The sequence below is a fragment of the uncultured Kordia sp. genome, assembly GCF_947489565.1.
In the GTDB taxonomy this organism is placed as follows: domain Bacteria; phylum Bacteroidota; class Bacteroidia; order Flavobacteriales; family Flavobacteriaceae; genus Kordia.
Genome location: NZ_CANLEA010000042.1, coordinates 1 through 10,416, shown reverse-complemented (window position 1 = coordinate 10,416; position 10,416 = coordinate 1). Strand labels below are relative to the sequence as shown.

The window sequence follows — 10,416 nt, the reverse complement described above, 5'->3', positions numbered from 1 at the left end:
GTCTAACAAGTCTAACAAGTCTAACAAGTCTAACAAGTCTAACAAGTCTAACAAGTCTAACAAGTCTAACAAGTCTATCGTAAGATCAGCGTTTTAATCAAATCTTTCCCCAAACTTTCATTCAGCATTCGGATGATTTTTTCTTTTCCATAGCTCAATTCTTCGCGAAGCACCGCGGAAGTTAAAGAAACGTATAAGGTATCGTTTTTTAAAATGACATTTGTCGTATAATTATTCACACCATTTCCCATCAATTTTAACCAAGCATCGCGTGCATCAATTTTGTCCAAACCATCTTCCAATCGATGTTCGGAAACAAAATCTTTTAGTACTTCGCTAATGGCTCTATGTTCGGTATGTCTTTTCTTCAAAATAGATTACAGTTTAAAAATCTCGTAGGATTGATGAATTTCTTTTACAATACTTTCGGTACGTTCTACATGTGTGTCACTGATAAAAATTTGACCAAAATCATCATCATTTACCAAAGACATGATTTGTGCCACACGTTGTTCATCTAGTTTGTCAAAAATATCGTCTAATAATAGAATAGGAGTGACATTTGCTAAGTTTTTGATAAAATCGAATTGTGCCAATTTTAAGGCAATTAAAAACGATTTTTGCTGTCCTTGGCTTCCAAATTTTTTGATTGGATAGGTTTCAATGGTGAACAATAAATCATCTTTATGAACTCCCACACTCGTATATTGCAATACTTTGTCTTTCGCTAGACTCTCGTTCAACAAAGATCGAAAATCTTTTTCATGTAATTGACTTTTGTAACTGATATTTACAATTTCTTTTTCGTTGGAAATTGCCTTGTATCGCGTCATGAAAATCGGCAAAAATGCTTCTAAAAACTTTCTGCGTTCTGCATATATTTGAGAACCAAGTTCATGCATTTGATCATTGTAAATACTCAATGTATCGGCATCAAATGTACTGTTGAGTGCAAAATACTTTAAAAGTGAATTTCGTTGCGAAAGCACTTTATTGTATTTGATGAGGTTTTGTAAATACTGCTTGTTTGATTGCGATATGACGCTGTCCATAAATTTTCTGCGTGTGTCACTTCCTTCAATAATCAAATCACGATCTGCAGGCGAAATAATGACCAATGGTAAAAAACCAATATGTTCTGAAAGTTTATCATACGGTTTTCCATTACGCTTCACCATCTTTTTTTGTCCTCTTTTTAGTGAACAGATGATATTTTCGTCTCTATCAACTTTTTCATACAAGCCATCAATCACAAAAAAATCTTCTCCGTGTCTAATGTTTTGACTTGCAACAGGATTGAAATAACTTTTTCCAAATGACAAATGATAAATAGCGTCGAGAACATTTGTTTTCCCAACACCGTTATTTCCGACAAGACAATTTATTTTTTGATTAAAATCAAAAGAATTCGTTTCAAAATTCTTGTAATTAATTAGTGATAATTTCTTTAGAAACATGAAAATAGAAGCATCATTACAATAAAAATGCAAATTATTGAAAAATATCAAATAAATAAGCTTTTAATTCTACTTAAAAATTTTATTTTTGCGCACATTAATATACAATTTATGGCAACTTACAAGAAAAGAGGATATAAAGTAAAGACCAAAGTAGAGAAAGAGAAAGAAGTTTCTGCTGAAGAAATCGATAGTACAACAGCAGAAGTTTTTAATACTTTAGATGAAACTGCGTCCAAAACTGAAGAATGGGTCGCTGGGAATCAGAAGTTTATCTTTATGGGTATTGGTGCAATTGCTGTAATACTTATAGGATACTTAGTTTACACGAAATTATTTGCTGCTCCAAAAGAAACAGAAGCTGCAAATGAAGTGTTTCAAGCAAACTCATACTTCAATCAGGCTGTAAATATTAACCTGACTGAAAACATGCTCAATGGAATGGCAACAAGAGATTCATTATACAATTTAGCATTGAACGGTGGAGAAGGAAAATATGGATATTTGAAAATTATTTCTGAATACGGAGGAACGAGTACAGCTAATTTAGCAAACTACAGTGCTGGAATTGCATATTTGGAATTGAAACAATATGATAAAGCAATTGACTATTTAGAAGAGTTTAACTCTTCTTCTGCTGAAGTAATTATTGGAGCGAAGGCAAAAGGTGCTCTAGGTGACGCTTTTGCACAATTAGACCAAATGAATGAAGCTTTAGAATATTACGAAAAAGCATTCAAGCATAGTGCAAACGATGCAACGACTCCTATTTATTTATTGAAAGCAGGAATCACAGCATTAAGTTTAGATACACCGCAACCAGCAAAAGCATTAGAGTATTTTAATAGAATTGAAGATGAATATGCTTCTTTTAAAACTACTGCTGATGGAAAATTGCTAGATGTTTATATAGGAAAAGCAGAAGCCTTGAATAACTAACTAATTATGGCTACAGTAAATAAAAATTTATCAACATACGATAAAGCTACAATCCCAAATGCGAAAGATTTTCGATTTGGGATTGTTGTTTCTGAGTGGAATGAGAATATCACCGAAGGATTGTGTGAAGGTGCTATTTCAGCACTAACAGCTAATGGAGTAGCGGAAGAAAATATCATTCGTTGGAATGTTCCTGGAAGCTATGAATTGGTGTTTGGCGCTAAACATATGCAAAAAACACTTGAAGTAGATGCAATTATAGCTATTGGAAGTGTGATTCAAGGAGAAACAAAGCATTTTGACTTTGTATGTAGTGCTACAGCACAAGGAATTAAAGACTTGAATGTACAATCAGATATTCCAGTAATTTTCTGTGTATTGACAGATAATACTTTGCAGCAAGCAATTGATCGTTCTGGTGGAAAACACGGAAATAAAGGTGTTGAAGCGGCAGTAGCAGCGATTAAAATGGCAGAACTGCGTACGTTTTAGAGAATTTATACTTCTGAATAAAAATATATAAACCGTTTGGGAATTTCCTTCACGGTTTTTTTATGCTTCAATTTTAAAAAAGTTATTCTTCTTCAGTAGTAGTTTCAGGAAGTTCAAAGAAGCTAAACACCGAACTACCATAGTTTTTTGAAAAGCTAAAATTAGCTACATGTTCTAGTTTGGTTTCTTTTGCGTGTTCAATAATTAAAAAACCACCTTCTAACAACAAACCTCTTTCAAAAACACTATGCGTAATTTTTTCAAATTGCTCCGTTGTAAACGCGTATGGAGGATCTGCAAAGATGATATCCGATTGTATATGTGTTTTGTCTAGAAACTTATATACATCGCTTTTAAGCGCAGTAATATTAATGTCTAATTGCGCCGCCGTTTTTTTAATAAAACTCACACAACCATAATCACCATCTACCGCAGTAATAGTTTCGGTACCGCGAGAAGCAAATTCATAGCTAATATTTCCAGTTCCAGCAAATAAATCCAGCACACGAATTTCGTGGAAGTAGTAATGATTGTTTAGAATATTAAAAAGAGATTCTTTTGCTAAATCTGTAGTTGGACGCACAGGCAATTTTTTAGGAGCTTGCAGACGTCTTCCTTTGTGTTTTCCTGAAATAATTCGCATCTAAAAATTCGTTAATAAGGTGAAATCGTGATGATTTTTTGGTGTTGATACACTTTCGTGAAAGCTAAAAGTGTATTGCTTGTCTAAAAATTCAACATGACGAATATATGTATATGCTACCGTGTACAAAACATCGCTCTTATCAATATCGCCTAAAAAGTATAATTGCAATGTATTGGTATTTAATTGCAATTGCTCAATGGTAAAAAGCAGGTAGTAAATAAAATCTTCCGAAGAGGTATATTCAAAAGAATTATAAAATAATAGTTTCTTCTGTTGAATGGCTACAATTTCAAAATGTTCTTTTTGTACATGTACATACAGCGTGGTTTCTTCGCTGACATTTGCTATTTGAAAAATATTTTCTAACAAAATAGTTGCAAAATGTTTGTAATGAAACGCGCCATATTTCTCAAAAAATAGATTATTGATGTTTACATATGGAATATATACATTGACCATGTCGTTATTGGTAATAACATCGAAGGTCATATAATCGTTTGGTAAAATTTTGTTGTTATATTTTAGATAATCTGCTAAGTTTTTATCTGAAAATAAAGGTTTAGGAACAAAGGTTGAAAGCGTGTTTATATGACTTACGGTTACGGATTCAAACGGCTGATCGAGTAGGGCAGCTTCTTGTTCAAAAATAGCGACAATTTCTTTTTCTAATTGTAATGGATTGGTCACTTCTTCAAATAAAAAATGACGCAATTCCGTAATTTCATTGTCAACTGTATGTAGTATACAAAAAGAAAGTCCATTCAGTGATATCTGAATGGACAACTTTTTAAAATTTGTATGATCTATATTATTTCTTCTTTTTGTCATCTAATATTTCATAACTAGTTGGCCAGTTACCACTGTCACTTACTTTATCAAGTGATCCAACAAATACTTCGTCTCCATCAATTTCATCAACAGAAATAACTCTTTTTTCCTGTCTTAGTAAATCTTTGTCTAAATCGTGTAATATGATGTCTTTTTTAACTGAAACTTTAAAAACAGGTGCTACATAATTATTGATTTCAACAGAATCAATTTGCATTTTGAAGGTTTCCTTATCGTTTGATGCATAAGGAACATACTTCATAGTCTTGTAACGATTAGAGTTTTTGAAAAGTGAATCTCTCACAGGTTTAAAACCAAGAGTATCTATAATAACAGTATCTCTTTGCTTATCAATTTTATATGCTTTATCAAAATACACATAACTTGAATCTCTTTTTTCAACAATTGCAAACTCTGCAGTTTCAATGAAGTTTTCTAAATCACTGAAGTTTTTAGCATACTTACCACCTGTGATTGTTTTATGTGCTGATTGCGCATCTCTAATATCTTTCAAGTTATCAATAACAAGTGTGTAACGCTTAATCTTTTCTTTCTTAAACTTTACAGGCGCCATAATTGAAGCGTAAATTTGGTATCCAAAAAATACTGAAGCTGCCAAAAATACAATAGAAAAAATAGGTCTTAACTTTCTAGGAATCATTTTCTCAATTAAAAATAAAAGTCCAATAGCTGCGACAAGAGCAACAATTAATATTAATGGTGTTTTCCATGTTGCAAATGAACCTGGTTCTACCACTTCATTATTTTGAGCTACAGCCAGTGCAGGCACGAGTAAGAAAGCGATTACGAATGATAAGACTAAATTGAATTTTTGTTTTACGTGTTTCATCTCTATTAAGAATAGTTTTGTTTTAAAGAACATCAATATACGCAAATCTACAATTTTTTTTTAATGGTAAAAGTATTTGCCTAAAAAAAGCATGTTATATTTAGAAAAAATTAAATGATGCAGAATCATTCGATTTACTTTTCTATTTTCGCTTTCAATATTCTGCAAAAAGACGATAATGGCTAAGCTTATGGATGCAACTACATTTTATAAATTATTGAAAAGTAAATTTCCACATGAAGTTACTTTTAAACAAGATGTAGTTTTACACAAACTTTGCGAGTTTATTTTTGGAGATGATAACGATGCTTTGTTCTTATTAAAAGGATATGCAGGAACAGGAAAAACCACGACCATAGGAACTTTGGTTACGCATTTATGGCACACCAAAAAGAAATCGGTTTTGTTAGCACCTACTGGACGCGCTGCCAAAGTAATTAGCAATTACTCCAAAAAAGAAGCACACACCATTCACCGAAAAATATATTTTCCTAAAAAAGACAAAGGTGGCGGCGTTAGCTTTGTATTGCAACCCAATAAGCATCGTGATACACTTTTTATAGTCGATGAAGCTTCTATGATTCCAGATGCGCCAAGTGACTCTAAACTCTTTGAAAATGGTTCTTTACTAGATGATTTGATGACGTATGTGTATTCTGGACATAAATGTAAACTCATCTTAATTGGAGATACGGCACAGTTGCCGCCAGTGAAATTAGATATTAGTCCAGCTTTAGATGAACGAACGTTGGAGTTGAATTATGATAAAAATGTAACACTTATTGAACTTGATGAAGTTGTAAGACAAGATTCGGAATCTGGAATTTTAGTCAATGCAACAAATTTGCGAGAACAATTACACGATCAATTTTATGCAGAATATAAATTTCAATTGGATAGTTTTCCAGACATTGTACGTTTGACAGATGGATATGAAATTCAAGAAGCCATCAGCGAATCATATTCTGATGAAGGAAAAGAAGAAATGGCCATCATAGTCCGTTCCAATAAAAGAGCTAATGCCTACAATCAACAAATACGTAGTCGTATTTTGTTTAATGAGAACGAGTTAGCTTCGGGTGATTACCTTATGGTGGTTAAAAATAATTACTTTTGGCTGCCGGCGACTTCGGAAGCAGGATTTATTGCGAATGGTGATATTATTGAAGTTTTAGAAATTTTTGCCATCAAAGAATTGTATGGTTTTCGCTTTGCAGAAGTAAAAATCCGAATGGTCGATTATCCAAATCAAAAACCACTAGAAACCGTATTGCTTTTAGATACCATTCACGCAGAAACACCAGCGTTGTCGTACGAAGATGGAAATCGTTTGTACCAAGAAGTCATGAACGATTACGAAAGTGAAACCTCTAAATACAAGAAGTTTTTAAAAGTAAAAGCCAATAAATATTTCAACGCACTGCAAGTAAAATTCAGTTATGCCATTACCTGTCACAAATCGCAAGGTGGACAATGGAAAACAGTATTTATAGAACAACCCTATTTGCCCAACGGCGTTGGAAAAGAATACATGCGTTGGTTGTATACAGCCATGACGCGTGCCCAAGAAAAACTATATTTAATTGGTTTTTCAGACGATTTTTTTGTTTCGTAACAAAACAACCTTTTTACAGAAATATAAGCCATTCTTGGAGTAGCTGAATAATTTTCTGTATCTTTTTTAAAATAATTGTATTTTTGAAATCTTATAAAATTTCTTCCTTTTGAAAATAATAGCCATGATTCCCGCACGATATGCAGCTTCCCGATTTCCAGGAAAGCTCATGCAAGATTTACACGGAAAAACTGTAATTACCCGAACGTACGAAGCTACGGTTGCTACAGGACTCTTCGCTGAAGTATATGTGGTGACAGATAGTGATGTTATTCAGGAAGAAATTAGTCGTCACGGCGGAAAAGTAATCATGAGCAAAAAGCAGCACGAATCTGGAAGCGATCGTATTGCAGAAGCTGTTGAAAATGTAGAAGCAGATATTGTCATTAACGTGCAAGGCGACGAACCATTTACTGAAAAAGCGAGTTTAGAAAAGGTAATCAACGTATTTTATGAAGATCCAGAAAAAGAAATTGATTTGGCTTCTTTAATGGTTGAAATTACCGATTGGGACGAAATCAGCAATCCAAATACCGTAAAAGTAATTGTAGATCAGCGCGACTTTGCGTTGTACTTTTCACGTTCGCCAATTCCATATCCAAGAGATAAAAATGCAGGCGCAACATACTATAAACACAAAGGAATTTACGCATTCCGTAAACAAGCATTACTCGATTTTGCGCAGTTGCCTATGAAAATGTTAGAAGCAACTGAAAAGATAGAATGCATTCGCTATTTAGAATTTGGTAAAAAAATAAAAATGGTGACCACAACGGTGGAAGGTGTAGAAATTGACACGCCAGAAGATTTAGAACGCGCAAAAAAGATATGGAAATAATGAAGTATGACAACGTAAAAGTCATTGCTTTTGATGCAGATGATACACTTTGGGTAAATGAAACGTACTTTAGAGATGCCGAACATAAGTTTGCACAATTGTTATCTGCGTATGAGACAGAAAATACAATTGATCAAGAGTTGTTCAAAATGGAGATGAAAAATCTTTCGATTTACGGATACGGAATCAAAGGTTTTGTTTTGTCGATGGTAGAAAGCGCGATTGAACTCTCTAATGGTAAAATTTCTAACAAAGTACTTTCAGACATTCTCAATCTTGGAAAAGAAATGATTTCCATGCCAGTAGAATTGCTCGATGGAATTGAAGAAGTTTTGGAAACATTGAGCAAAAAATACAGATTATTGGTCTTAACCAAAGGTGATTTGCTTGACCAAGAACGTAAATTAGAAAAATCTGGCTTGACCAAATATTTTCATCATGTAGAAGTGATGAGCGATAAAAAAGAAAAAAATTACAGCGATTTATTGGAACATCTAGAAATTGACGTGAACGAGTTTTTAATGATAGGAAACTCATTGCGATCTGATGTGTTGCCGATAATCAACATAGGAGGAAAAGCGATTCATGTACCATTTCATACGACTTGGCAGCATGAAACGGTGTCACCAAATGAAGAATCTGAAGAATACGATGTCGTAAAAAGCATTACTGAAGTGTTAAAGTATTTGTAATGAGGAAGCTAAATGTACAGACATGGAATCGAAGAAAACACTTTGAGTTTTTCAATACGTTTCAAGATCCATTCTTTGCGGTTGCAGCGCCCATGGATGTAACCAAAGCTTACGAGTTTGCAAAAGCTACCAGAAATAGTTTTTTTGCAGTGTATTTGCACGATTGCATGAAAGCTATCAATGATGTTAAAGCATTTCGGTATCGTATTGAAAATGAAAATGAAGTCGTGATTCATGATAAAATTCATGCGTCAGCGACGATTATGCGACTTGATAAAACGTTCGGTTTTTCGTTTATTGATTATGATGAGAATTTTGAAGTATTCAAACAAAATGTAGAGCAAGAAAAAGAACGAATTTTGAATTCTGATGACTTGTTTCCACCTAAAAACACGGAAGATTGTATTTATTGTTCGGCATTGCCTTGGGTGAATTTTACTGGACATAAAGAACCTTTTCATGGAAAAAAAGAGTCTGTTCCAAAAATTGCTTTTAGTAAAATGGAAGATGAAGGCGCTAAAAAAGTAATGACAGTTTCAGTTTCCGTAAATCACGCATTGATGGATGGCTATCATGTTGGGCAGTTTACCGAAAAGTTTCAAGAATATTTACTAAAACACGAAATAAGCTAACGTAATATTTATATTTACAACATTAAATTAACTAACTATGCAGTATAAAAACTTTCCAATGGTTCCCAGAGTAATCTTCGGAAGAGGAAGTTTTAACCAGATACAGGAAATTTTAACACCAAAACGAGTGAATACCAAAGCGCCATTTATCTTTTTGGTAGATGATGTTTTTGAACATAATCCTTGGTTGATTGACAGAATTCCACTTCGCTTTTTAGATCAAATTATTTTTGTTTCGGCAGAAGAAGAACCAAAAACCTCACAAGTAGATGCTTTGGTAGAGGAATTAAAGTCACGTTTTACTGAAAATCCATCTGGAATTATCGGAATTGGTGGTGGAACTTTGCTCGATATGGCAAAAGCCGTAGCTATTATGTTGACCAATGAAGGAAGTGCAGCCGATTATCAAGGTTGGGATTTGGTCAGTAATGAAGCTGTATATCATGTAGGAATTCCAACAATCTCAGGAACTGGAGCCGAAGTATCACGTACGACCGTTTTGACAGGACCAGAAAAGAAATTAGGAATTAATTCTGATTATACACCGTTTGATCAAGTGGTATTAGATCCTGAGTTGACACGTGGTGTTCCTCAAAATCAATGGTTTTACACAGGAATGGACTGTTATATTCACTGTATAGAATCGCTTACAGGAACATATTTAAATGCATTTAGTCAGAGTTATGGTGAAAAAGCATTGGAATTGTGTCGCAATGTATTCTTAGAAAAAAATGTGCGCGATGAAGATTCTGAAGATAAATTGATGATGGCTTCTTGGCATGGCGGAATGAGTATTGCGTATTCACAAGTTGGTGTAGCGCATGCTATGAGTTACGGACTTTCGTATTTGCTTGGAACGAAGCATGGAATTGGAAACTGTATTGTATTCAATCACTTAGAAGAATTCTATCCGCAAGGAGTTTCTGAGTTCAAGAAAATGGTTCGCAAACATGATATTGACATTCCAAAAGGAGTTTGTAAAGATTTGACCGATAAGGAATTTGACAAAATGATTGATATTGCGTTGATGTTAGTTCCTCTTTGGGAAAATGCCTTGGGTAAAAATTGGCAAGAAATCATTACGCGTGAGAAGTTGAAGAATATGTATAAGAAAATGTAGCTTTGACTTTGCTCAGCTACCTTTTTAGACGCGCTTTGCTTTTAGATTTGCTATCGCTCTTAGATTGTTAGACACGCTTTGCTTTTGGACTTGCTGTTGCTCTTAGATTATTGGATGTGCTTTGTTTTTGGACTTGTTGTTGCTCTTAGATTATTGGATGTGCTTTGCTTTTGGACTTGCTGTCGCTCTTAGATTGTTAGACACGCTTTGCTTTTGGACTTGCTGTCGCTTTTTAGATTTTTAGACACGACTTCATCTTTTAGTATTTTGGTAGCAGGTTAATTTGTTTTCTGTTTTGGTTTGAATA

General features: G+C 33.9%; 12 protein-coding genes. 7 read left to right on the top strand and 5 right to left on the bottom strand.

All coding sequences use genetic code 11. The features are described from left to right. Positions 1–74: 74 nt before the first annotated feature. Together Q0845_RS27530 and Q0845_RS27525 are read right to left on the bottom strand one after the other, a co-directional pair. Positions 75–371, bottom strand: coding sequence for a DUF721 domain-containing protein (locus Q0845_RS27530; protein ID WP_298521156.1), 297 nt, complete (start codon positions 369–371; stop codon positions 75–77). 6 nt (positions 372–377) lie between these two features. Next, positions 378–1,457, bottom strand: a complete 1,080-nt coding sequence (locus tag Q0845_RS27525) for a DNA replication/repair protein RecF (protein ID WP_298521154.1) — start codon at positions 1,455–1,457, stop codon at positions 378–380. Positions 1,458–1,568: 111 nt separating this feature from the next. On the opposite strand from Q0845_RS27525, the gene Q0845_RS27520 reads away from it, so the two are divergent. Together Q0845_RS27520 and ribH are read left to right on the top strand one after the other, a co-directional pair. Then, a complete protein-coding gene (locus Q0845_RS27520) occupies positions 1,569–2,396 on the top strand; it encodes a hypothetical protein (RefSeq protein ID WP_298521153.1) in 828 nt (275 codons plus the stop codon). 6 nt (positions 2,397–2,402) lie between these two features. Continuing rightward, positions 2,403–2,888, top strand: a complete 486-nt coding sequence (ribH, locus tag Q0845_RS27515; protein WP_298521151.1) for a 6,7-dimethyl-8-ribityllumazine synthase — start codon at positions 2,403–2,405, stop codon at positions 2,886–2,888. An 82-nt stretch (positions 2,889–2,970) separates the two neighbouring features. Here ribH and Q0845_RS27510 read toward each other — a convergent pair whose 3' ends face one another. The 3 genes from Q0845_RS27510 to Q0845_RS27500 are packed head-to-tail and all read right to left on the bottom strand — an operon-like array spanning position 2,971 to position 5,212. Beyond that, a complete protein-coding gene (locus Q0845_RS27510) occupies positions 2,971–3,531 on the bottom strand; it encodes an RsmD family RNA methyltransferase (RefSeq protein ID WP_298521150.1) in 561 nt (186 codons plus the stop codon). After that, entirely contained in the window at positions 3,532–4,362 is an 831-nt protein-coding gene (locus Q0845_RS27505) for a DUF3822 family protein (RefSeq protein ID WP_298521149.1), read from the bottom strand. It lies immediately after the preceding gene. Beyond that, positions 4,343–5,212 carry a hypothetical protein gene (locus Q0845_RS27500; protein WP_298521147.1) on the bottom strand — a complete coding sequence of 290 codons (870 nt, stop codon included), beginning with the start codon at positions 5,210–5,212 and terminating at the stop codon, positions 4,343–4,345. The genes Q0845_RS27505 and Q0845_RS27500 overlap by 20 nt, the downstream gene beginning before the upstream one ends. A gap of 190 nt (positions 5,213–5,402) precedes the next feature. On the opposite strand from Q0845_RS27500, the gene Q0845_RS27495 reads away from it, so the two are divergent. From Q0845_RS27495 to Q0845_RS27475, 5 genes are all read left to right on the top strand, one after another. Beyond that, positions 5,403–6,827 (top strand): AAA family ATPase, encoded by a 1,425-nt coding sequence (locus Q0845_RS27495; RefSeq protein WP_298521158.1) that lies wholly within the window; start codon positions 5,403–5,405, stop codon positions 6,825–6,827. Between the two features lie 124 nt (positions 6,828–6,951). Further along, on the top strand, positions 6,952–7,665 hold the full coding sequence (kdsB, locus tag Q0845_RS27490; protein WP_298521145.1) for a 3-deoxy-manno-octulosonate cytidylyltransferase: 714 nt from the start codon (positions 6,952–6,954) through the stop codon (positions 7,663–7,665). Next, positions 7,656–8,357, top strand: a complete 702-nt coding sequence (locus tag Q0845_RS27485; RefSeq protein ID WP_298521143.1) for an HAD family hydrolase — start codon at positions 7,656–7,658, stop codon at positions 8,355–8,357. The genes kdsB and Q0845_RS27485 overlap by 10 nt, the downstream gene beginning before the upstream one ends. Further along, a complete protein-coding gene (locus Q0845_RS27480; protein WP_298521141.1) occupies positions 8,357–8,989 on the top strand; it encodes a CatA-like O-acetyltransferase in 633 nt (210 codons plus the stop codon). The genes Q0845_RS27485 and Q0845_RS27480 overlap by 1 nt, the downstream gene beginning before the upstream one ends. Before the next feature lie 37 nt (positions 8,990–9,026). Next, entirely contained in the window at positions 9,027–10,109 is a 1,083-nt protein-coding gene (locus Q0845_RS27475; protein WP_298521139.1) for an iron-containing alcohol dehydrogenase family protein, read from the top strand. Positions 10,110–10,416: the final 307 nt, after the last annotated feature.